Here is a 23,910-nt window from a genome sequence, read left to right on the forward strand (position 1 = left end):
ACTTGATATCATGGCAAAGATCCTTGGATATATTATCGGAGCAGTGTTGTTGATGGGTCTTCTATTTCCCGTTCCGGCTTCTATATATTTTACTTATAACGCTTTAGTTGCAGCACTTACGTTTGAACGCGAATCGGCACAGATTACTGATTGTTATTCCTATCGTCAAAAATCCAGCAATCGCGCATCCACTAGCTTTGGCCCAGTGGCAGTTTCACCCTCAGGGACAAAAGCAAAAGGTGGGTTTAGATGGCAAAAAAAAGCGTGGTGTGAATACAGCATCGGTGATCAGGTAGAGATCTTAATCGACCCTAAAGACCGCAAAAATGTGTTGATCAATTCCTTTATGCAGTTGTGGTTTTATCCGCTACTGTTCTCCTTTTTAGCTATTGTCATCTCGTTTGCCATTTATAAAAATGTGAAGAAACGTTTAGCTAATAAAACGAAAAATTAAACTGATAAATCGTCAGAACATTGCAAGGTAAGAAATTGCATTGGGCTCTGTGTAAATAAAAAGCCCGACATTTAGTCATGTCGGGCCTTGATATAGTCAAGAAAAGTTTTTTGTCTTGCTACCAGCGGAAGCACGACAAAATCCTAAATCTTAAAAGATAACTTGTTGAGTCTCACTACAGGTGTTGCTTGAGTCTTCACAAACTTGATAAAGATAGCTGCCACCGCCTTTTCTGTTCAGAGCGTCAACGTACTCGCCGTCGTTAGCCGTTGTGGAAATCAACTGGCCATCGCGATAAACATCAACCTGTGCAGTCGTTGCTCCAGTCCAATTAAGGCGAACATTTTGTAGCCCTTTTCGTTTGAAACCGTTTGCAGAAAGAGTGAAATCACCAGAAGGTGGTGGTGGCTCAACACCGCCACATACGTTAGCCGTTAAATATGCGTCTGCAGCGGCTGCTTGAACAATACCGTAGCCAAAGTAAACGTCTTTGCCTGATGCACCGCCATCAAGGGCAGTTTGCTTCAGTGCATTACGTATATCTTCACCAGTACAGTTAGGGTGATTTGACCAAACAAGTGCTGCAATACCTGAAACAGTCGGTGTCGCCATTGATGTACCGCTTAAGAAGCCGTAGTCACTAGAACCGATGGAGATATCCATAGTGCTTGCCGCCAAAAGTGCACTTCGATCTTCTAACGCCGCACCAACTGCAGGAATAGACGTCGTATTCGTGTCGCCTAAGGTACCGTAAAGTATGCCGGGTTCGTTATTAATGATCACAGCGCCAACACCGCCAGATTGCTCGCAGTTATTCACCTTATCAAAAAATGAAACATTGCCTCTGTCGATCACACAAATTTTGCCATTGGCTCCGGCGTCTGTGGCTTCAGCCGTACCCATAAAATAGGTTTGCTGCGCAATACTGCCTGTATTCTCCATCGCAGAGGAAGCAAATACACCACCATCAGCCGTTAGATTCGACGTGGTAGCCAAACCTGCTGGGAAGGTTGATAATGTGTCAACACCACCTGCTGTCGCTTCCACACAAATCGTTTCATCTGTTGTAACACGTTTTCCACGTCCAGTTGTACAGGAAGGAAATTGTGAAAAGTCAGCGATTGCGTTGTTAGCGTCGTTTGCCCCAATCATCATAACCGCAGAATAGCCCGCTGGATAAGAACGAACTGAGTTGCCGTCATTACCTGCTGCTGCGACAACCAGACCACCAGCTGCTTTAAACGCTTCGAAGGCATTTTCTTCAGTGCTGTTTGCACCACCGCCGCCGAGACTCATATTGATGATATTCGCACCGGCATCAGAACAAAGCTGGGCTGCTTTGGCAAGATCCGAAGAGTATCCCCATCCGTCAGCGTTAAATACTTTGATAATATGCATATCAACACCTGGCGCCATGCCAATGACACCAAAAGAATTGTCTGCAGCACCAATGGTCCCGGCTACGTGAGTACCATGCTCTCCGCCAGCTTCAAACCAATTACCAGTGCCAGAATCATTATCACCTGTGACTTTATCCCATAGGAAGTCTGGATTAGACGCATCAAGTCCAGAATCAATTACACACACTTTCATACCAGCATTTGGGTTGAAGGTAACTTGATCAGCTTGAGCTTGATAAAAACCATAGGGAGTGATCTGTTGAGTCATTGGGTCACCCAAATCATCGTTGAATAACGCCAATGGACGACGTACCTGGTCCACTTCTACGAGTTTTACGTGAGGGTTATTTAACAATCCCTTGATTTGATCTAAGTTTTTTCCATCAAACTGCAATGCGATAAATCCGTCGCCTTCAACTTTGATTTCGCCACCGGCTTGACGAGCTAAATTTTTGACAATTCCTTTACCTGGATTATCAACTTGAACGATAACTCGTTCATTAGCTTGTAGGGTTGTTGTAGACAGTGCGAGGAGTGTAAATGAAACGAGGGGTTTAAGATTGAACTTCTTCATAGGTATTACCTAACTACTTGTTGTAAAAGACTTAAATATGGAAATCCATACTCGTCTTTATTAATTATAATTATATTTTTTAATACACTGAATTTATTCAGCGAAGAGGCACACTAGTATATTTGAGATGAATTGACAAGATTACAAGATGGATGGCTTTGATTTTTTTCTAATCACTTAGGTGGAAAACCAATCAAAACAAATAATTAGAATAGGATCTCGAATTTGGGAAAATATAATTACCCAAGCAAAATTTACTCAACGAGCAATAAACCCAGCTTTGACTCCATTTTCTAAATCAAATTGGTCACCCACTGAGCCGACGACAACATTTTGTCGACTTGCCCCAAGCAAACCACGCAATGAATACAGTGCGTCGATCCCTGTGCAGTGTGCACCGATTATTTGTGTAAGCCCAAATGATTTCAGTTTATTTGCAGTCCAATCTAAATGCTCATCACTGGCGCTAACCAGATGAAAGCCGCCGATAGCAGTCGATATCGGACCTGGGTGTATGTGTTTGGTAATGTGTTGCATGGTATTAATGATACCTGCATGACCACAGCCGGAAATCAGCACAAAGCCTTTTTCAGTATCGATAACTAAAGACATATCTTCTGGAATAGTGTCTTCAATTTCTCCCTGTGCGGTTTTAATTAAGCCTCGGCCACTCCAATTGCGTTCGTTATGGATACGTTCCACATTACCAGTCAGCCAGACGCCAGGAAATATCTCAGTGACCTGTTCATACTCAATAAATTCAACACCCGCATCTATCAATTTCTGCTTATCGTTTAAAGCGCGATTTTGATAATTTGCTCTAGGCAAGAATATGCCTTTTCCAACATGTACTCGCTTTAGTGCATTCGGGTTTTTCTTTATTAATTCAGTGCGTAAGGCCAGCAGTCCGCCGGTATGGTCGCCATGGTTATGACTCAGGATAACGTCTTCGACTTCTGACAAATCGATGTCGAGATCTTTGGCATTTTTTAGTACGGTATCTCGACGGTTTCCTGTATCAAAAAGGATTTTTTTTCCATCAACCTCAATAAGCGCTGAATAACCCCATTCACCGATCCCCCGACTAGCTAGCATGGTTGACAGCGTCGTCACTTTCAAGGCGCTTACTTTATTGTATTGATGACCAGAATCCGTGGCTGAAAATGCGTTAAGACTGACCGAAAATAGCAGCAGAATTAGATACTTGGACATGATTTGAATTCCATTCAAAGCAAAATAACAAATGAGATGAAAACCATCTTACCCACTAAACAATAAAATACAAACCTCGGTTAGTAATACGGAAATCCTGCCAACTGTTTTTATTATCATCGCTTTTTCTGCTACTTTGAGCTAAACAACTTCAAAGAGCATTACGTTGAAACGTCCACTTTTACATTCACTCAATTTTGCCAGCTCAATGCTTGGCACCCTACTTCGCACAGGAACGGGTATCAGCGTGACACCCGCCAAAATCAAACCTGAGAAGTTGTTGAAGCTTTACGAATTCGAAGCTTGCCCTCATTGTCGCTTGGTCAGAGAGGCGCTGACTGAATTGGATTTGGATGCAGAGATTTACCCTTGCCCAAAAGGCGGCGAGCGCTATCGTCCAGACGTCGAAGAACTTGGTGGTAAAGCCCAATTTCCATTTTTAGTGGACCCCAACAACGATACAAAGATGTACGAATCTTTTGACATAATCAAATACCTTTTTGAAACTTATGGACAAAGATCTGTACCACTAAAATGGCAACTGCAACCCATTCATACATTTAGCTCTTCACTGGTAAGCACAGCAAGAATCGGCGTCGGAAAAAACAAAAAGTCATCGACTGCGCCTGAACAATTGTTGGAACTTTATAGCTTTGAGTCGAGCCCTTTTGCCCGACTCGTGCGAGACACTCTATGTGAACTGGAGATTCCTTATATCTTGCGCAATTGCGGTAGAACCGAATTGGGCGAATGGTTGATCCCACCGGTTAGAGATATGCTCAACATTCATCCACAAAGCAAGTTATACAATCGTATCGCGTTGCAAGAAAAAACCGGGCGAATGTCGATTCCTTACCTTATCGACTCTAACAACGACGTAGCCATGTTTGAAGCGGCTGAAATTGTTGAGTATTTAAACTACACCTATGGAGATCATACGTAAGCACAACTTGATCCCCATGTGAAGCAAGGGCACACGGTTAATACAAACATAGACTAAAGGTGTAAGAAAAAACCATTAACAAAACAGTAGAACTCCTCTATAGTTTGCCGAAGGGTTTACGCCGCATAGCTTCATGCACCCTTAAGTTCAAAGGAAAAGGACGAAATGAACCAACACCCAAAAGGATCACTGGTCGTAGTAGGTACTGGCATCACAGTATCAGGACAAATGACCTTGATTAGCGAGAGTGTGATCAAAAACGCCGACATCGTGTTAGCTGTTGTTACCCAATCTGCACACATTAATTTGCAAATGCTGAATCCAAACACTCATTGCCTGCGTCACCATTATGAGCAAGGTAAATCCCGTGTGATCACCTATCAAAAAATGAAACAGCGTATCATCGATGAAGTAAAAGCTGGTAAGCGTGTTGTTGCCGCATTTTATGGTCATCCAGGAGTATTTGTTAACCCTTCTCATAAGGCTATTGTTGAGTTGAATGAGGCTGGTTATGAGGCTGAAATGCTGCCGGGGATATCGGCGGAGGATTGTTTAATAGCTGATTTAGGTTTGGACCCCTCTCACTATGGTTGTCAAAGCTACGAAGCCACACAGTTTTTATTGCGCCAATATACTATCGATCCTTACATGATGCAGATCATTTGGCAGATTGGCAGCATAGGTGATTTTACGTATAACAAAGAAAAAGCTGAACACCCTGGACTCAATGTACTTAGGGACAGGCTACTGCAATCCTACCCATGCGATCACGAAGTCATAGTTTATGAAGCATCAACGATCCCAGTAGCTAAGCCGAGAATTGAAAAGGTCCTGCTCAGAAATTTAGGCACGGTCATTCCTAAGGGCATAAGCACACTAGTAGTCCCTTCTTTAGGTCTCCCAGAATTTGATATAGATGTCATGTCCAAGCTGGATTTAACCCCCGAAATGTTTAACAAAACATTATCTGAAACGCCAAATTAACTATGTGTCAACCAAGATGCTAATAGTTGATACTTAAACCAAAAAGAAAAAAGGAACCGACAATGGCTGATAAACTCGTCAAATTTTTGATAACAATGGACAAAGATGAAGATCTTAAAAAAAAATACCTTGCTGATCCAGAAGGTACTGCCAGATCATTTAGTCTAAATGAAGAAGATGTTCAGATTTGTGCGAAAAATGATCTCGAAAGCATGAAACAACGCTGTGAAGCTGAAGGTGCTGACAATGTACAAATTGACTGCTCGAAATGACATAGTCGTCTAGTTGATAAGAGATATCTTATGGTTAGCTTAAGACATTTGGGAGCGATACTATACTTGCTGATCATTCCTTATGTGTCTGCTCAAGATTCAATTGAAATTGATAATCTTTTGCAAACAGCAGAAGCAAATGTCTTTGCTAACCCTACACTAGCTAACAAACTTCTTGATCAAGCTGAAAACTACCTGACAGGAAACAACAACCCCTCCTTGGAAGCTCATGTTCTGAATTTACAAGGACATCTGTATATTCTTGAAGGAAATTACGAGAAAGCTTATGAGAAAGTGATACAGGCTGAAGAATTAGCCAGTAAAAGTGGTAATAAAATACAACAGGCAGAAGCAATTCGTCGACAAGGAATTATCACAAGTTTGCTCGATCTTCATGGTGAATCACTGGAGCTCCTGAGCAAAAGCCTTGAAATTCATCAATCGCTCGACAGCAAATATATCCAAAACAACTTACAAGCTATTGGAAATCTATACGCGGATTCTCCGCAATGGGCTGATGATCTCATTGAAACAGGCGAACTTTTAGTTGCGGAAGCCGTAAAGCGAGGTAATAGCCACTTTGAAGAGCAAGGTTACACTTTCATTGTTTCGGGAATGATTAAGAAAAGCCAAATTGCTGAGGCAGAAACTGTCCTTCAAACGGTTGTCAAAGACCCCAAGAATCCTCCGCCAATGATCGGATATTACCTAGCTCAAACGATGTTAAAGCTCGGTGATTATGAGGCTGCTTTAGCTACGATCGAGAAAATATTACAAGATTCGATTGAAGGAAATTACAAGTTTAGGCAACTTGCAGCGAGTTCTCTTAAGTCAGAAATTTTGTTAGCTGTAAATAACATAGAAGAAGCTAAAACGTCATTAAATTGGTCGCTAAATCTGGCTCAAGAATTGAGTTTTGGTAAATTCCAAATTGAATCATTGCAGGGACTTGCCAATATCGCATTCAAAGAGCAAAACTATAAACTTGCCTTTGACTTGCAAAAACAATACTCAGAAATCCAACAACGAGTATTTGACACCCGTCAATCAGAGCAATTAGCTTTCAATCGGGCACGCTTAGAGACCGAGCAAAAAATCCAGCAAATCACTGAATTGCAACTCAATCAAAAGTTAGCGTCACAACAAAATAGATTTCAAATTTCTATTATCGCAACGGCTGTCGCCATTGCGACTTTGCTACTGATTCTATTTGTGCGAACAACCCAACAAAAACGCACGTTGCGCGTATTAGCAGATAACTTGAAACAAGCAACGGATGCAAAATCGGACTTCCTAGCGCGTATGAGTCATGAAATTCGCACCCCAATTAACGCTATCGTTGGGTTAACCAAATTGACCCAACGCTCTGAGCTCAACCAGGAACAAGAAACCAATTTAAGTCAGATTGAACAATCTTCACAAACGCTGCTGTCCGTCATCAATGACATTCTGGATTTTTCTAAAATAGAGGCAGGAAAACTCGACATTGAAACGGCTCCATTTGAGCTGGATAAGTTGGTTGAGCAGGCCATCGATTTGCATGCGTTGAAAGCCCGTGAGAAGCGTATTGAATTGATTCAATATGTCGCACGAGACGTACCTTTGCACATTGAAGGAGACGCATTCCGCATCCAGCAGGTGTTAAACAATTTGCTCAGTAATGCACTTAAATTCACCGAACAAGGGCTGATTTCAGTGTCGGTGAATAAAAAGTATTCTGAGCAAGGCGTATTGCTTGAGTTTTCGGTCAAAGACACTGGCATTGGCTTGTCCGAAGAACAAATAGAGACCTTGTTTGATGCGTTTACTCAAGCAGACGAATCCATTACTCGCAAATATGGCGGCACCGGACTTGGGCTCTCTATTTGTCAGAATTTAGTCTCTCTGATGGGTGGTGAAATATGGGTCGAAAGCAAACCAAGGCAAGGTGCTACGTTTTACTTCACCGTGCTAGTTGACGCATATCAACAACTGGAAGAAAACGCCGTTGCGGATGGGTTAAATTTATCGGACCTGAAAGTGCTCGTTGTTGATGATGTTGTTTTATCGCGCCAAGCCATTGCTGAAGCCTTATTGCGTATTGGCATCAATCCTGATTTGGCAAGTGGAAGTAATGATGCACTATTAAGTATGCGCCGGGCGGCACTAGAAAATGCCCCCTACGATTTAGTTATTTTGGATTGGAAAATGGCTGATGTAAATGGCATTGAGCTAGCAGCCATCATTAATCAAGAGTTTACTCTCAATAAGCCCAAAATCATCATGCTTTCTGCCTTTGATATTCAATCCCTAAAAGAACTAGGACAACCGCTTGGCATAAAACATTATTTGCAGAAACCGATAAATAGCAGTTCGCTGTTGAACTGTTTGTTAAGTGCTACAAAACAATCCCAATCAAGCTTAATCAAATCTGAAAACGTGGCCCCTGAGACGCCAGATTTCTCAAATGTCCATATATTGTTAGTTGAAGATGATGAGATCAATCGCAAAGTTGCCAGGTTCTTTTTAGCAGACACCCACGCCAAAATTTCCGTTGCAGAAAATGGGTTGATTGCCCTACAAATGTTGGCTGGTTCGCATCAATATGATCTGGTTCTAATGGATATGCAAATGCCCATCATGGATGGCTTAACTGCTACACAGAAAACCCGTGAAGAGCTCAAGCTTGACATACCGATAGTTGCCATGACAGCTCATGCATTACAAACCGAGATTGAAAAGAGTTTTGCTGTTGGGGTCAATGCACACCTGATCAAACCTGTTCAAGCGGCTCATTTGTATCAAGTGATTCAAGAACAATTGGATGGCAGAAACGAAGTAAAATTGTTGTCACCCAATACACTTCAAATGCCGACAGAAAATGAGCAAAGTGCATTACTCACTGTCGACAGAGAAAAAGCCATAAAACTTTTCAATGATGACGAAAAAGTCTACGCAGTTATGGTTAAGACGTTTGTTGACATGCACGACGAGGTTAAAAACCTTGCCAAAGCACTAGAGAAACAGGATCTGAACGCCATCGCTGCCACTGTGCACTCGTTTAACTCAGCGGTTGCCTACATCGGCGCCTACCATTTGATGGCGGAAGCGGCACAAATTGAAAGGGCGGCAAAAGATCCTCAAAATAACAATTTAGAAGCCGTATTAGCCCGCGCTGAACGATTCAAACAACTAATTTTGGAACTTGTGAAAAAGCTCTCTGCCGAGTAGAGACATTTAGTTCAACAAAAGGCTGAACGATAAAATTTACGACATTTCTGTAAGATCAAGTCGCAAACTATTTGCAACATGCGCCTTAAAAGCCGTAGCCGCCTCGAAGATTTGCTTTCCTTTTGGTGACACCCAATACCAACTATTGGGGATAGGAAAGTTGACAACAGGTAACTCAATTAAATTGCCCGGTGCCATGTGATTTAACGCATGACGGCTAAGAATGGCAATCCCCAAGCCTGCCATAACAGATTCTTTTATCGCCTCGTTACTTGCCACGGTAATAGGGCTTTGCATGCGATAACCATGTTGAGCAAAAAATTGTTCGATTGCATAGCGTGTGCCTGACCCCTGCTCTCGCATTAACAAACGTTCATCGTATAGTTGATCCCACGATATGTGCTTTTCATTTCCCAGTTTATGTTCTTGCTTGGCAATAACGACAAGGGGGTTTTTAGTCAGAAATTCAGCTTCAATATCCAGTTCTCGCGGAGGATTACTAAATACGTATAGATCATCCATATTATGTTTTAAACGCTCAATGATTTCCGCTCTGTTACCAATCTGAAATTCCGGTTCGATACCCGGATATTGTTCACAAAACTCGCCAAGCCAGCGAGGAATAAGATATTTGGCGGTTGTCACCACACTTATTCGCAAATGTCCCAACGACAGCCCTGCTCGTTGCGCCAAACGCGTTTCCAAGTTATCCATTACAGCAAATAATTTGCGGGTCGCATCAAGGACTTCTTGGCCCGTGTCAGTTAAATAGAGCTTTTTCGAAATTTGCTCAAATAAACGACAATTCAGTGCTTCTGCGAGTTTTGCTATTTGGGTAGAGACTGTTGGCTGTGCCAGATGTAACACTTTTGCTGCATGGGTGACGCTGCCATGATCGGCAACGGCCATAAAGATTTCAAGCTGGCGAAAAGTAGTTTGGCGGGTATGGAGACGACGTGACCAACTCATATATCTATAATAATCTATGATAAATTGATAATAAATCGATTATCACAAATATAAAAAATCATTACAATACTCCCTCATTGTTTACCAAATCACAGATTCGCAGATGGATTTTTTATACGATTTTTTAATGCGTTTACTTACGCAGTTTCAATCCCCTACCTTAGGATTTCTAATCGGCGGTATGCTTCTAGCCGCAATGGGCAGCAAACTGGCGATCCCGGACGCAATCTACAAATTTATCGTGTTCGTACTGCTTATGAAAATTGGTATTAAAGGCGGCATGGAAATTCGCGATGCGAATTTAGCTGAAATGCTGCTACCTGCTTTTTTCGCAATGGTGATAGGCGTTGTCATTGTGCTCATCGGGATCTTTGTTTTCTCTTTACTGCCCAGTATTAAAAAAGAAGATGGTTATGCCACTGCGGGCTTGTTCGGTGCAGTAAGTGCTTCGACTTTTGCTGCGGTGATGGTGGTCATGGAAGAAGAATCAATACCCTATGAAGCGTGGGTTCCAGCCTTGTATCCTTTCATGGACATTCCCGCCCTTGTATTGGCTATAGTATTGGCAAATATCTATTTGAAAAAACAAAAAGAAGGCAATGAAACCAAAGTCGATGTTTGGGGTATAGTTAAGGATAGCCTGCAAGGATCTGCGTTATCTGCGCTACTGCTTGGTTTGGCATTAGGTTTATTGACAATGCCAGATCGGGTATTTGATAGTTTTTATGAGCCGCTGTTTCGTGGCTTTCTTTCAATTCTAATGCTAATTATGGGAATGGAAGCCTACTCACGAATAAATGAGTTGAGGCGTGTTGCTCATTGGTATGCGGTATACGCATTCTTTTCACCCATCGCGCACGGGTTGCTTGCCTTCGGACTCGGTTATATCGCCCATCATACTGTCGGCTTTAGTCCAGGGGGTGTGATTTTACTTTCTGTTATGGCAGCCTCAAGCTCTGATATCTCTGGGCCTCCAACATTGCGTAGCGGAATTCCTTCGGCGAATCCATCAGCCTATATTGGTGCTTCGACAAGCGTAGGAACACCTGTTGCTATAGCGATATGTATTCCATTATTCATCGTGTTAGCGCAAGCTGTTTTTTAAAATACGTAACGATTCATATTAGGATAAAACATTATGACTCTTCATGTAGCAGAAAAGGTGGTCATTATCACCGAAAAAATTATCGCCAAGGGTGTGTGCAACATTATTGAATCATGTGGTGCTACCGGTTACACCCTATTTGCCGCGGGTGGCAAGGGCAGTAGAAACAATCGTTCAACCGCCCAGCGCTCGTCAGTAGTAGACGATTTTGCTAATGTTCAAATCGAAATAATCGTAAACAATTACTCTATGGCGGAGGAAATCATGGAAAAGGTCAGGCAAACCTATTTTAAAAATTATTCAGGTATTACCTACCTTGAAGATATTAAAATTCTGCGGCCAGAGAAGTTCTGAAATTGATTTCTTCGCATAACCTGGCATTGAATAAATTCATTAACTTGAGGGCATCGGGAATGCCAGCATTTCTCCGGCACCAATAGTAAAAAGCCATAACCCATAGAGACTGTGCTCAATTGAAGTTGTCATGACAGACTGCGATCGCGCATAGGTATTGGCGAACAACAATCCACCCAAAAAGGTCAGTACTAACACCAGATTGTTCCAAAACATTAAATGCGCTAAACAGAATAAACTGGCATTTAACAATATAAACAGCTGCTGGTTAGGAACAAGATCTTTATAACGCCAAAAAAAAAACTGACGATAAATGACTTCTTGAGGATAGACGGAGATAACCACATAAAACACACTGATTAACACCCAAAACCAGGTATGTTGTAAGGGCATAATAAATAGTTTTTCTGGGTTGGTTATATACACCCACGCCGCACTGGCAATCGCGAAAGTAACAAATCTCAACAACACCCAGTACCTATTGCTGATATTGCCCAAACCAACAGACAACGTTATCGAAAATTGTTTACCCCAATGCATGATTCGTATTAAGTACACCAATCCAACCAGAACCATTGCTAGCTTGGTCCATATTGGTAGTGGCATGCTCAGAGACACCGGTAACAATATAAACAGTGTTAGACATTCAACAAGACGGAACATAGATGAGTGATTAGTTATCATTGCAAGTCACGGCAGCCAGTGTGCTTTTGCCAAGGTAAATCAAAGAATAAACTACTTGTGAGGGGGCAGTGAAGATTATTTTGTCACGGTGCGATAAAACAAAAAGTAAAAGGCGATGATAGAACACCGCCCAAGAGAATTAGTTTACTAAATGGCTCAATGAATAGAGGTCTCGAGTTTGACTGGTTTTTTTACGCACTTCCTCGAGGGCTTCTGCCTCACTGATTGCAAAAAGTGCATTGATCAAGCGATTAAAGTGCTCATGCATTGCTGACCTTGCCGCCTGAGAATTTTTATCCAGAAGAGCTTGATAAATCGCTTTGTGTTCTTCTAATCGATCACTATCAGACTGGCTGCAGACACCTGCATAAGCCGCAGTGATATGGGGTAGCGAATCCCTTAACGCCCAGAATTTTCTTACTGCCAATAGGATAGCGTTATTCCTTGTCGCGTTAGAGATTATGAGATGAAATTCACGATCCGCTTTTTCCGCCTCGATACCAGACTCCATCGCATCCAGGGTTTTTTTCAAGGCTGCCAGCTCTTCTTGAGTGATTGACATCGCCGCCAAAGCAGCCGCCTCGCCTTCTACTAGTGCGCGAGCTTGGGTAAGCTCAAAAGCACTGATTTTTTCAGCGTTTTCTTCGTCGTTGTCTTTCTCTTTTTCGAGAACGTACACACCTGAGCTCGTTTTCACTTCAACAAGTTGCATGACTTCTAAAGCGATTATGGCTTCACGTATTGTTGGGCGGCTTACATCGAATGTTTCAGCAAGTTCACGCTCTGGTGGCAATCTACTGCCTGGTGGATACAACCCAGACTCTATTAATGCCTCAATTTTCTCTGCAATTTGCCAGAACATACGACGGCTTTTCATGTGTGAACCCTTTAATATAAATAAATAACAATCAAAATGGCGTTGAACATAGTTACCCTACGCCTTTGATTCTTATATTGTAATCTAATTTTATGTGTTGTTAATACGTATTTTGGTTAATCATTATCACTTGGTTGGATATCGATACCATCACAGTGTGCTAGGCCAATCTTGAACCGAAACTATCAACACAATCTTACCAAATTTTACTTCGTAAATATGTTTTCGCACTAAACCTTACCGAACTGCATATTATCACTTTAAAATAATACCTGGCTGTCGATTGACAATCTATTTTCTTGTTCATTAACACTGAACTAAAAAGCAAGCCCAATCAGCTTGCTTTGCACATTCTTCAGACAACATTAGGCTACTTCAATATAGCCACTCACAGCGTGAGTGGCTAATTGTCTGAGCAAAGCTTCAGAGATCAAAATCGATAACTTGCACCGAATGTGATTCGACGGTCAGTCAAACCCTGGAAGCACAACAAAGCGCCCTCGTTAACACAATATTGGTCAACATCAGATTCAGTCAAGTTAACCGCTTCAATACCCACGTTTAGTTGTTCATTCACATCGTAAGTGACGCTGGCATTAAGTTGCCCTCTATCGTCTTGAACCACAGGGAAGCCCCATGGGAAGCTGGTAGTACTACCAAAATCATCGGAACGATAAGCCTCGCGCCATGTATAACGCATTCTAGCGGAAAGACCATGCTTCTCGTAGTAAAGCGTAAAGTTATACGCGTTTTCAGATAGATCGATGAGTTGTTGCACCGCCGTCACATCAATATCTGCAACACCTGTTGTCGCTGCGAATACCGCGCTAGCTCGACTAGTTGCGCTATCTACCGCTTCACCACCGGAGAATTCTTGCTTGGTGTAGTTAGCAAGAATACCAAAACCTGATGCCCAACCTAACTCATCTTCAAAGCCAGCTAGGTCATATTGAAAGGCAATTTCGATACCTTTTTGGGTGGTTTCTCCAGTGTCATTAATTGTCGTTGAAGAGGGTACACACACACCTGGAGGAGTTCCTTCTGGCCCAAATACATTTACGTCAGCAATTGGGTTGAAAACCCCACCGCCCTCGCACGGCGCAGTCAGGTCACGAAATCCGGTGATTGGATCTTCAATCGGATTGACTTGTTGAGTTACGTGCAGGTCGGTACGTTTTTTATGGAAAAAACCAATGCTTACCACGCTTGCTTCAGCAAAATACCACTCGGCAGAAATATCAAATGACGTCACTTCTTCAGGTACTAAACCGGGGTTACCGATTTGTACTGGAGGATTTGGGCTGGTGCTAAACGTCACTGACGTAGATAGTTCGTCAAAGTCAGGGCGTCGAATATCTTTACCCCAGGCTGCCCTAACAACGACATCATCAGTTACATCTGCAACGATATTAATTCGCGGTAAAACGAAGTCATAATCACCAGTGGTTGTGACTTGTGTTACCACATCATTGCCATCGGCATCTTCGGTAATAGAGTTGCCTAACGATGTTACTTCAGTTTCTAAATAGCGTAACCCGAAGTTACCTCTAACATATTCCGTTTCAAAATTTGCCTGCGCATACAACGCATCGGTTTCTTCTTCAATGTCAAAGAAAGCCGCTACTTCTGAAGTTGGCTCTTCCAGGGGCCTTGATCCTCCGTGTGTTTCGATGGCTTGAGCAAGAGTGCTGAACACTCGATCTGGATCAGAAGCAACTTGCTCTGGATCAACAAGCAGGAAGTCTTTAACAAAAAGGCTTCTACCATCTGCATCACCAAAATTATCTGGCCCTGGTGCAAGAATATCAGCAAACAACGAGCCTCTTGGACTGTCTTCCATCGTTCTTAACCCAAGATTACGTCGAACTTGATCAGTAGTGCTGGTGCTTTTGTTGTAGCGGTATCCGAAATCTACCGTTGTGATGACAGACCAATTCAAATCGTATGTAAAGTCGGTACGAAACGCATCTTCAGAGTTTTCAGTAATGTCGTTAGCCGCTTGCACGTCTCTTAGCACGACATTGTTCGGATCAAGCAGTTGGGCCGGTGTAGGCGCCATAGGCGAATCAAATGCAATACCAAAGGCTAATGAACCGCCAGTAAGATCGTACTCAAAAGGTACACTGTTATCGTTGCTGCCACCTTCATCAAGTGGAGCGTTGGGGTTAATAAAGTTCAATGTAGTGTTAACCCGCGGGTTACTCGAATCTGAGCTAGAAGAAGAGGCCTCAACAGAGACATTTAAACGATCTCCTTGCCACTCACCACCAATGCGGAATATCTCACTTTCAGTGACCCGTGAATTGGTGTCACTAGAAAAACGAAGATTTGGATCGTCGTCATCACTGGCCAAATCAATTGGAATGACTCCCCGAAGCGCAGCCTGAATACTACCAAGTTCAACACCATCTAAAGAACCAAAGTTAACCGTTTCAAACTCATCGGGAACTGAAACGCCTCTGAGACTGCTGACACCGGACGCTTGAACTCTTGAACTTTCTTCCCTGCGATCTTGATCATTGATAACTACATCAAACCAAAGCCGAGTATTGTCGTTAGGTGCCCATTCCAATGTACCGACAATATTTGTGGTTTCATATTCAAAGTTATCATAGTCTTGATTGAGAAATTGAATCGGTAGGAAATCGAAGCTCTGGGCACTAGCGGAGCCGCTATCTGAGGTGACAACATTGTCGCGGTCTACACGAGGACGAAACGCGCTGACATCTTGTTCAGAATAACTTGCGCTTAGCACAACACCGAACCTACCGTTATCGGTATTCCAATTGTCGCCCCATGTGCCCGATATTCTTGGCGTAACACCATCGGTAGAGAGGCTACTATCCTCGCCTTGAACTCTAACGGCTAACAAAGTTTCGTCCAATTGCAGTGGTCGAATTGTCCTAAGGTTTATAGTACCACCCACTGAGCCTTCAATCGTTTTCGCTTCTGGTGATTTAACCACTTCAACACCTGAAATGATTGATGCAGATACGTCTTCAAAATCAATACCACTGCGACCAGCTCCTGAGCCAACGGTTGATACACCATTTATCTCTGTGCGATTTGAGTTAGTACCACGTATTTGCACGCCGGTACCAACGCCCGCAGAACGGGTGATTTGGATACCTGTAATGTTTTCAAGCACTTCAGCCAAATTTTGATCGGGGAGTTTACCGATATCCTCAGCCTGAATAACTTCGATTAAATTGTTCGCCGATCGTTTTTCGGCAAGGGCGTTAGTTAATGCGCTACGAATTCCTGTGACTTCGATGATTTCTGTGGATTCGTCAGCGCCGCTTTGAGCATCTTGCGCTTGTGCTGCAATACTCAGCGTGGTTGCTGAAAGCACCGCCACTGCAATTTTTGATAATTTGTGTCCCATAGTTTGTCCTGTGTGTTTTTAATGATTGTGCGTGAATGTTCCGTTACTTCGAAAACGGTCTGTGTCTAAAAACCCAATTTGGCAACTGTCACCCTTTACAAATTGCGCCAGATGCACTTACAAAGCATTAACTATATATTTACAACCAAACACCAAAAAGGTCAACCTTTTGGTAATAACATTAATCGTGATAATTTAACATTTGTTATTACCAATGGGCATTTGCAAGTACCGAAATAAAATTTAAACCAATAATTTCAAATGGTTAACGAAAGCCCGCGCCAATCTATAACCTCAGCGTGACTTCACTAATTCACCATAAACGTCTATGAGCAAAATCTTTCTTTACACGCGATTTAAGTTTAACGAATGAAAATCGCTCGCTAACAATCTTAATATTTGGTTGACCATATACCGACATTTGGATAACCTTTGCGTAACAAATTTTGATATTGTTGGGGCAAACCCACTTATCGAACGACTGGATAGAGTAAACAATCAGTGTCCAAAGCGAGCGTATTCAACTCAACATGCTCTGTGTGGGACTGCCAGTTACAACATAGAGGGTATATAGCAATGGATTTTCATCTACCGAGGCGGGCTCGGTCTTCTAGAATTTTGCCTCTCGCCATAGCGAGTGCTTTGACTATTGCAGCTTGCGGAGGTGGTGGTGGAAGAGAATCTGTATTACCCACAGCTCCAGAGAGCCCTCCTACTACACCGAGCACGCCGACGACACCTACTACGCCAAGCACTCCAACTACACCAGTTCCTCCACCCGCAGAACAACCGCAAACATGTATCAATACCATCCATGGGGTAAACTCTGTCATTGATGACGGCAACTTTGAGTTAAATTTTTCTCCCTCAAACGCCATTGATGGTGACTCCCAATCGGCATCGCGATGGTCAAGCGACGGTCCATTTAAGGAATTAGTATTAGACTTAGGTAATATCAAAACGGTCGGCGCCCTGACAATTAAGTGGTACAAAGGTGCAGACCGAATCTCTAATTTTTCAGTTGAAACATCAACTGACAATTCAACATGGTTGCCAGTGCTAGTTCAAGGGGAATCAAGTGGGCGACACAGCGGTTTTGAGCTAGTGCAACTAGACGAATCCGAAGGACGTTATGTGAAAATCATTGCAGATGGAAATAGTGTCGACGACAACAACGGGATCATTGAAGTCGAAGTGCATAGTTGCAGCGAGGCCACTGGGCAGTTCAGTAATAAATTTCCCAATGAGCTTGGGATCGAATTGGTAGATTGGTACTTGAGTGTACCGACTGATGAAGACAACAGCGGTACTGCAGATTCAATATCTGAAACCGAACTTGCTGCTGGCTACACCAATTCTGAGTATTTTTATGCCTCGGCAGATAACGGCATTGTTATGCGCTCACCCAGCTATGGATTTAAAACATCACAGAATACTAATTACGTGCGCGTTGAGTTGCGTGAGATGTTGCGCAGGGGTGACCGCTCCATCAGCACTAAAGGTGTGAACAAGAACAATTGGGTTTTTGGCAGTGCACCTCAGAGTGCGCAAGATGATGCTGGAGGTGTAGACGGCGACCTACATGTAACCCTTGCGGTAAATCAAGTCACGACCACAGGCGAGAATTACCAGATAGGGCGAGTTATTATTGGCCAGATACACGCCAATGACGATGAGCCAGTGCGACTCTATTATCGTAAGCTGCCAGGAAACGCACTGGGCTCAATCTATTTTGCCCATGAAAGTCGTGTCGAAGGGAGTGATGAAGCTTACGTGGAGCTAATTGGCTCACGAAGCAATAGTGCCAGCAACCCCACAGACGGTATTGCCCTAGATGAAAAGTTCAGTTATCACATCAATGTTGACGTGAACTTACTCACGGTGACGATCAGTCGAGAGGGAAAACCAGACGTTGTGGGTAATTTCGACATGTCAGACAGTCTGTATGATGATCCCAGCCAGTATCAATACTTTAAAGTAGGGGTTTATCACGTCAATAACTCAAGTGATCCGGAAGAGTATGCGCAAGCCACTTTCTACGAGATTCGAAATGGCCACACCGGTTACGGTGCAAGTGAATAAGAGATAACAGACTTCGTCCGAATGATTTTATTAAAAAGCCAGGATCACGTCGGCAGGAAGCCTCTTTGATGTTGGCAGGAAGCAAAGTTAATTTCGTCAAGAAGCTGGGAAGACATTAATGAGTAAACACTCCCTTTCAAACAATTAACCATATCACTCCACTAAAAAACGTCACCTCCACCCTATAGAAAGCGTCATCTCCGACCTATAGAAAGCGTCGTCTCCACCCTATAGAAAACTCCATCACCGCCCTATAGAAAGCGTCATCTCCGCGGGCTCTTGGCGGAGATCTGTTTGAAATACGTGCTCACAAATAAAAGATTCCGGCCTTCACCAGCATGAAGTCAGAAGGAAGCGGTAATCGATTAATGCAACGCTACTTTAAACCCACTTAGATCCGGGCTTTCTGGTGTTGGCGACATAGACTTGGCCTCTTTAACCATGATCGCCATAGAATCGAGAACATCTAAAAAATCTCTCAGTTGCTCCGGAGTCATTTGTGCCGACAAAGATTCGATTTTTGAAATTAGGCTTTTTGTGGGAAGTTTCATAAGCGTCAATTTTTTGTGTGTAATGGAATTATCCCATTAGACAATCAATTTCCTTGCCAACATGTTTTCAAAATCTATATCTACTAACAAAAAAGCTCCGACTTGCGCGGCTTTGTGACTCAAAGTGTCTTGAATTTCAGCATAATCCTTATATTAAACCTATACCTACCAAGTGGACTTCATTAAATGTTGCTATAGCTCGGGCTGGAGAAAATGCTGTACCGCTTTCACAAACCGCTATTGGTACAAACGCCAACGCGGTGCTTTACTCAGTTATCGAGACAGCAAAAGCCAATGGTCTCGTACCGTTCGATTATCTGATGTACACGCTTTTGCATCGCGGCGAACCGTTGCCAGATATGTAACGATTGCCATACGGACACGATGTTTGTTGGTGAGATGGGGATATAAAAAATGCCGCTTGTTAATAAGCGGCATTTTAAACACGGTGTGTAAGATATGAATCTAGGGGTAATAGATTTTAGTCTTCTTGAACCGTTGCCTCGGCAGAACTTGAATAAGTAGTACTCAGATCGTCACCCACAGCATAAGTTTCGAAGTCCTCAGTCAGAACTGCCGTATCGTTTGCATCAGCAACCACGATATCATCAGCTAATAACTCTTTTGCTGACTCTTTTGCAGAGCTACCAATACGGATTTGATACGTTTCTGTGGCTGTCCCTGTATTGATCGCAACATAAGGCCCATAGAAGGTTGCTCCGCCATCAATTGAAAGAGAATAACCTGTTGCAGTCCAATCAATCACTACATCAATATTGGTATCGTCCGCATACGTTAAGCCATCAATGGTTTGTTGAGATTTTGATGCGTCACGATACTTAACGGCGCCATTGCTAAAGACAATTTCACCCGTTAGGTTATCTGAAGAAGCGGAGCCACCGTATACGCTAATATAAGCGGTATTGTCTTCGTCAACACCCGGGGTCGCTACAAAACCAGGAATGGCTTGTATTTTAAGGGTTGCAGAAATAGACCCTTCGTCAAGTGCCGACGATGTCAAACGTAACTCAGCATCGGCTGATGTTGTTGTATCAGCCATTCTAGCCACATTGTCTGCACTCGTTGCCTCAAGTGTAGTAACCGTTGCTTCGGCAGAACTGGAATAAGTAGTACTTAGATCCTCACCATCAGCATAAGTTTCGAAGTCCTCAGTCAGAACTGCCATATCGTTAGCATCAGCAATCACGATATCATCAGCTAATAACTCTTTTGCTGACTCTTTTGCAGAGCTACCAATACGGATTTGATACGTTTCTGTGGCTGTCCCTGTATTGATCGCAACATAAGGCCCGTAGAAGGTTACACCGCCATCAATTGAAAGAGAATAACCTGTTGCAGTCCAGTCAATCACAACATCGATATCAGTATCATCCGCATACGTTAAGCCATCAATGGTTTGTTGAGATTTTGATGCGTCACGATACTTAACGGCGCCATTACTAAAGACAATTTCACCTGTTAGGTTATCTGAAGAAGCAGACCCACCGTATACACTTATATAAGCGGTATTGTCTTCGTCAACACCTGGGGTTGCTACAAATCCAGGAATGGCTTGTATTTTAATTGTGGTTGATATTGAACCTTCATCAAGTGCCGACGTTGTTAAACGTAACTCAGCATCGGCTGATGTTGTTGTATCAGCCATTCTGGCAACTTTGTCTACACTTGTTCCGGCGAGGGTCCTCACTGTTGCTTCAGCGGAGCTTGAATAAGTAGTACTTAAATCTTCACCATCAGCAAAAATTTCGAAGTCCTCAGTCAGAACTGCTGTATCGTTTGCATCAGCAACCACGATATCATCAGCTAATAACTCTTTTGCAGACTCTTTCGCAGAGCTACCAATACGGATTTGATACGTTTCTGTGGCTGTCCCTGTATTGATCGCTACATAAGGCCCGTAGAAGGTTGCACCGCCATCAATTGAAAGAGAATAACCTGTTGCAGTCCAATCAATCACGACATCAATATCAGTATCATCCGCATACGTTAAGCCATCAATGGTTTGCTGAGATTTTGATGCATCACGATACTTAACAGCGCCATTGCTAAAGACAATTTCACCCGTTAGGTTATCTGAAGAAGCAGACCCACCGTATACACTTATGTAAGCGGTATTATCTTCGTCAACACCCGGTGTAGCAGTGAAGCCAGAAATTGCTTGTATCTTGAGAGTTGTAGAAATAGACCCTTCGTCAAGTGGATCCGTTGTCAAACGTAACTCAGCATCGGCTGACGTTGTTGTATCAGCCATTCTGGCAACGTTATTTGCCCCCGTTTCTACTACAACAGTTCCATTAATTGTTACCACCAACTCGGCTGTTGTGCCATCAATAGACTCAATAGTAAACATATCTGTTTCACGCTCGCCCACTACAAGTGCAGCGATGGTGGCATCAGTGGTGTCAAGAGTATAGGTCCATGACCCATCCTCTATAATGTCTAATGAGCCGTAAGTACCGTTTAGCATTGAGCTAATTACAAAAGCTTCACCTTCGTCGGGGTCAAACACACTTACCGTACCGGTGGCTGTGGTTTCGTCACTTGCAATAGTTCCTGTTAAATCAAGGAAAGTTGCCGGAGTCGGTTCAGCTTCGCCATCCCCAACATCAAAAACAACAACCTCTGAATAAATCGCTAGGCTATAGGAACTCGTATCGCCGTCAAGGGTTTCACCCACATCATAATTTTCAAAGTCATCAGCAAAGACACGAACTGTGCCCGCCGTATCTGAATACACTGCAATGTTATCAACATAGTAAGAACCAAAAGGGATCGTTCTGTCGTTATCACCGAAACGGAATTGGATGGTTCTAATACCTTCTGCAAACCACTGATCTAAATCAGTGAAATCGGAATCAACAACTGCTGCAGTTGAGAACGAACCACCACCTATAACTTCACCATCAATAGTTATGGTGATTTGCTCTGCAGCATCTAAGTCCCAGGTAATTTCAACATCGTAAAACTGCTCTTCAACAAATGGTGCGGTAACAATAGTGCCAGGGTATGCTTCGCTATCTGTATTTCGAACAAAGAAGCGAGGGGCAATGGGATTGCCTTCAGAGTCTGTTTGATTACCTTGAATACGAAGATCTACTAGAGATTCGCTAGAACTGCCAGAAGTACCGTACAGTGTGATGTAAGCATCTTTGATATTTCCGTCACTGCCCAGTGCCTCTTCTTTAGAAAACGAAGCGCTAAGCTTACCTTGACGTAAATTGTCTACGCTGAATCGAATTTCACCGGTATCACCGCCAATATCAGAAATCTTAACTACTTGGGTAAGCGCTGCGACACGAACTTCAATTTCGGCTGTCGTGCCGTCAATTGATGCAATTGTCACTGAATCTCTTACTGAATTACCCACTTCAAGGTTAGCAACGGTTTCATTTGCGACATCAACGGTGTACGACCAATTTCCATCAGCACTAATACTAAAAGTACCATAGTCAAGTACGACATCGGTTTGAGCCACAATGGCGTCTTCTTCAAAGTTAGGATCCAAAACTGTCACTGTGCCAGTCAAGGGATCTATTGCTGTATTTTGCACAGTCCCGCTTAGGACGCCCTCGATAATTGCTGCTACAGGATCATTGTTGTAACCAATGGCTGCGCCAATCACGTCAAGCAAAGATTCATCTACATCACCAGCAACTGCTGAAGTTGTCTGTAAATTGGTCTGTGCAGTTTCGAGTAATGCTAAATTGGCTTCTGAAAACGCGCCATCAGCCAAGTCAGTGGCAACACTTGCGATTAGAGCTGCCATGTCATTGTCTGCGTCGTCGGCATCTAGTTGTGATAAAAGTGCTAAAGCAGAGCCGTACCTGTCTGCATCCGCGGCACCTTCAGCGCCAAGTGCAACAGCACCAATCTCAGTTGGCAAAACTTTTGTAGTATCAAAACGAATCCCAAAACGAAGGTTAATGGCGGTTGCTTGATCAGAGAAGCCATTCAGATCAGAGCCTGATGCCTGAACAGCCATCTCAGTCAGTGGAGAGACTACATATGACGGAGGAGGCAGTAACTCGCCTTCTTCGCCAACTAGATTCTCAACAACGTCAACCACACTGCGCAGCACCGGCGCATCAAGTGTTTCACCTGTCGATTCATCGGTATAAGTACCGCCAGAACATGACACTAAACCCATGCCTTCAAAGTGAACATCATTAAATGTCACGCTACCTGTGTCACCAGAAGTCGCTGTGGCTTGTGCGGGAGAGATAGCAACGCCATCGTCACCTACTGCAAAGATTTCACAGCTAGCGCCACTTACAGGTCCTTTTACTACACTGGCAGTAACGTCTAATGTGGGAAGTACAACCGTCGTCGATGCACCGACGCCTTCGGTAAAGCCCGCTTCATCAGTGTATCTAGCAGAAACGGATATTACTGAGCCTTCATCTGCTTCGGTAATTGTGTAAGTTGTACCTGTAGCACCTGTGGACCAAGCATAACTGATGGAATCTGCTCGAATGCCATCTGCATCAGTAACCGATGCAGAGAGTGTAGATCCTGCAATAAAATCGCCACCGGATATTGTTATGCTACCGCGACTATTGCCTTCCAACTCAGCGTTATCATCAGTACCACAACCAACCAAGGCCGTCGCAACGATGATGGGTATAAGTGACTTCTTAACCATGCTTTCTACTCCTGAAAGTTCCAGTTTTAATATGCTGCCAAGTTACCGGCTATGAGTGGTAAATGCGCACATTATGTAAACCTGATTGGTATGACAAAAATGTGCTTCCAACACTTTTGGTATTACCAATATTATTTTTAATTTTTATAGCTAGATTTAGAGCGCACAAACCGATTCAAAAAGGGTGAAGC

Annotated in this window: 16 protein-coding genes; 8 read left to right on the top strand and 8 right to left on the bottom strand. The window is 43.2% G+C overall.

The features are described 5' to 3' along the window. Positions 1-10 precede the first annotated feature (10 nt). Positions 11-454, top strand: a complete 444-nt coding sequence (locus FM019_RS03910) for a DUF3592 domain-containing protein (RefSeq protein WP_143834592.1) — start codon at positions 11-13, stop codon at positions 452-454. A 150-nt stretch (positions 455-604) separates the two neighbouring features. Here FM019_RS03910 and FM019_RS03915 read toward each other — a convergent pair whose 3' ends face one another. After that, positions 605-2,428 carry a S8 family serine peptidase gene (locus FM019_RS03915; RefSeq protein WP_143834593.1) on the bottom strand — a complete coding sequence of 608 codons (1,824 nt, stop codon included), beginning with the start codon at positions 2,426-2,428 and terminating at the stop codon, positions 605-607. Positions 2,429-2,686: 258 nt separating this feature from the next. Further along, a complete protein-coding gene (locus FM019_RS03920) occupies positions 2,687-3,640 on the bottom strand; it encodes an MBL fold metallo-hydrolase (RefSeq protein WP_260681518.1) in 954 nt (317 codons plus the stop codon). Between the two features lie 166 nt (positions 3,641-3,806). Here FM019_RS03920 and FM019_RS03925 point away from each other — a divergent pair, with 166 nt between their 5' ends. The 4 genes from FM019_RS03925 (at position 3,807) to FM019_RS03940 (ending at position 9,049) form a co-directional block, all read left to right on the top strand. Continuing rightward, positions 3,807-4,583 carry a glutathione S-transferase N-terminal domain-containing protein gene (locus FM019_RS03925; protein WP_221934354.1) on the top strand — a complete coding sequence of 259 codons (777 nt, stop codon included), beginning with the start codon at positions 3,807-3,809 and terminating at the stop codon, positions 4,581-4,583. A 165-nt stretch (positions 4,584-4,748) separates the two neighbouring features. Continuing rightward, positions 4,749-5,567 (top strand): SAM-dependent methyltransferase, encoded by an 819-nt coding sequence (locus tag FM019_RS03930; protein WP_143834595.1) that lies wholly within the window; start codon positions 4,749-4,751, stop codon positions 5,565-5,567. Positions 5,568-5,629: 62 nt separating this feature from the next. Continuing rightward, positions 5,630-5,839 carry a hypothetical protein gene (locus tag FM019_RS03935; protein ID WP_143834596.1) on the top strand — a complete coding sequence of 70 codons (210 nt, stop codon included), beginning with the start codon at positions 5,630-5,632 and terminating at the stop codon, positions 5,837-5,839. A 30-nt stretch (positions 5,840-5,869) separates the two neighbouring features. Next, on the top strand, positions 5,870-9,049 hold the full coding sequence (locus tag FM019_RS03940) for a response regulator (RefSeq protein WP_143834597.1): 3,180 nt from the start codon (positions 5,870-5,872) through the stop codon (positions 9,047-9,049). A 36-nt stretch (positions 9,050-9,085) separates the two neighbouring features. Here FM019_RS03940 and FM019_RS03945 read toward each other — a convergent pair whose 3' ends face one another. Then, on the bottom strand, positions 9,086-10,018 hold the full coding sequence (locus tag FM019_RS03945) for a LysR family transcriptional regulator (RefSeq protein WP_143834598.1): 933 nt from the start codon (positions 10,016-10,018) through the stop codon (positions 9,086-9,088). A gap of 127 nt (positions 10,019-10,145) precedes the next feature. On the opposite strand from FM019_RS03945, the gene FM019_RS03950 reads away from it, so the two are divergent. Together FM019_RS03950 and FM019_RS03955 are read left to right on the top strand one after the other, a co-directional pair. Continuing rightward, positions 10,146-11,123, top strand: a complete 978-nt coding sequence (locus FM019_RS03950) for a sodium-dependent bicarbonate transport family permease (protein WP_260681519.1) — start codon at positions 10,146-10,148, stop codon at positions 11,121-11,123. A 33-nt stretch (positions 11,124-11,156) separates the two neighbouring features. Beyond that, on the top strand, positions 11,157-11,477 hold the full coding sequence (locus FM019_RS03955; protein WP_143834600.1) for a P-II family nitrogen regulator: 321 nt from the start codon (positions 11,157-11,159) through the stop codon (positions 11,475-11,477). Positions 11,478-11,516: 39 nt separating this feature from the next. On the opposite strand, the gene FM019_RS03960 is transcribed toward FM019_RS03955, so the two are convergent. The 3 genes from FM019_RS03960 to FM019_RS03970 form a co-directional block, all read right to left on the bottom strand. Continuing rightward, positions 11,517-12,083, bottom strand: coding sequence for a type II CAAX prenyl endopeptidase Rce1 family protein (locus FM019_RS03960; RefSeq protein ID WP_185969178.1), 567 nt, complete (start codon positions 12,081-12,083; stop codon positions 11,517-11,519). A gap of 217 nt (positions 12,084-12,300) precedes the next feature. Continuing rightward, positions 12,301-13,038, bottom strand: coding sequence for a FadR/GntR family transcriptional regulator (locus FM019_RS03965; RefSeq protein WP_143834602.1), 738 nt, complete (start codon positions 13,036-13,038; stop codon positions 12,301-12,303). 430 nt (positions 13,039-13,468) lie between these two features. Then, a complete protein-coding gene (locus FM019_RS03970) occupies positions 13,469-16,423 on the bottom strand; it encodes a TonB-dependent receptor (protein WP_143834603.1) in 2,955 nt (984 codons plus the stop codon). Between the two features lie 576 nt (positions 16,424-16,999). On the opposite strand from FM019_RS03970, the gene FM019_RS03975 reads away from it, so the two are divergent. Continuing rightward, entirely contained in the window at positions 17,000-18,505 is a 1,506-nt protein-coding gene (locus tag FM019_RS03975) for a polysaccharide lyase family 7 protein (RefSeq protein WP_143834604.1), read from the top strand. 365 nt (positions 18,506-18,870) lie between these two features. On the opposite strand, the gene FM019_RS03980 is transcribed toward FM019_RS03975, so the two are convergent. Continuing rightward, entirely contained in the window at positions 18,871-19,056 is a 186-nt protein-coding gene (locus FM019_RS03980) for a hypothetical protein (RefSeq protein ID WP_143834605.1), read from the bottom strand. A gap of 481 nt (positions 19,057-19,537) precedes the next feature. Beyond that, complete coding sequence (locus FM019_RS03990; protein ID WP_143834606.1) at positions 19,538-23,719, bottom strand: VCBS domain-containing protein; 4,182 nt, start codon at positions 23,717-23,719, stop codon at positions 19,538-19,540. Between the last annotated feature and the right edge of the window lie 191 nt (positions 23,720-23,910).

The sequence above is a fragment of the Aliiglaciecola sp. M165 genome (assembly GCF_007197995.1).
Taxonomy (GTDB): domain Bacteria; phylum Pseudomonadota; class Gammaproteobacteria; order Enterobacterales; family Alteromonadaceae; genus Aliiglaciecola.

Bases quoted from the DNA above. Each gene is read 5' to 3' on its own strand.
- FM019_RS03910 (WP_143834592.1), top strand. From the start codon at position 11: ATGGCAAAGATCCTTGGATATATTATCGGAGCAGTGTTGTTGATGGGT.
- FM019_RS03915 (WP_143834593.1), bottom strand. From the start codon at position 2,428: ATGAAGAAGTTCAATCTTAAACCCCTCGTTTCATTTACACTCCTCGCA.
- FM019_RS03920 (WP_260681518.1), bottom strand. From the start codon at position 3,640: ATGTCCAAGTATCTAATTCTGCTGCTATTTTCGGTCAGTCTTAACGCA.
- FM019_RS03930 (WP_143834595.1), top strand. From the start codon at position 4,749: ATGAACCAACACCCAAAAGGATCACTGGTCGTAGTAGGTACTGGCATC.
- FM019_RS03935 (WP_143834596.1), top strand. From the start codon at position 5,630: ATGGCTGATAAACTCGTCAAATTTTTGATAACAATGGACAAAGATGAA.
- FM019_RS03940 (WP_143834597.1), top strand. From the start codon at position 5,870: ATGGTTAGCTTAAGACATTTGGGAGCGATACTATACTTGCTGATCATT.
- FM019_RS03945 (WP_143834598.1), bottom strand. From the start codon at position 10,018: ATGAGTTGGTCACGTCGTCTCCATACCCGCCAAACTACTTTTCGCCAG.
- FM019_RS03950 (WP_260681519.1), top strand. From the start codon at position 10,146: ATGCGTTTACTTACGCAGTTTCAATCCCCTACCTTAGGATTTCTAATC.
- FM019_RS03955 (WP_143834600.1), top strand. From the start codon at position 11,157: ATGACTCTTCATGTAGCAGAAAAGGTGGTCATTATCACCGAAAAAATT.
- FM019_RS03960 (WP_185969178.1), bottom strand. From the start codon at position 12,083: ATGCCACTACCAATATGGACCAAGCTAGCAATGGTTCTGGTTGGATTG.
- FM019_RS03965 (WP_143834602.1), bottom strand. From the start codon at position 13,038: ATGAAAAGCCGTCGTATGTTCTGGCAAATTGCAGAGAAAATTGAGGCA.
- FM019_RS03970 (WP_143834603.1), bottom strand. From the start codon at position 16,423: ATGGGACACAAATTATCAAAAATTGCAGTGGCGGTGCTTTCAGCAACC.
- FM019_RS03975 (WP_143834604.1), top strand. From the start codon at position 17,000: ATGGATTTTCATCTACCGAGGCGGGCTCGGTCTTCTAGAATTTTGCCT.
- FM019_RS03980 (WP_143834605.1), bottom strand. From the start codon at position 19,056: ATGAAACTTCCCACAAAAAGCCTAATTTCAAAAATCGAATCTTTGTCG.
- FM019_RS03990 (WP_143834606.1), bottom strand. From the start codon at position 23,719: ATGGTTAAGAAGTCACTTATACCCATCATCGTTGCGACGGCCTTGGTT.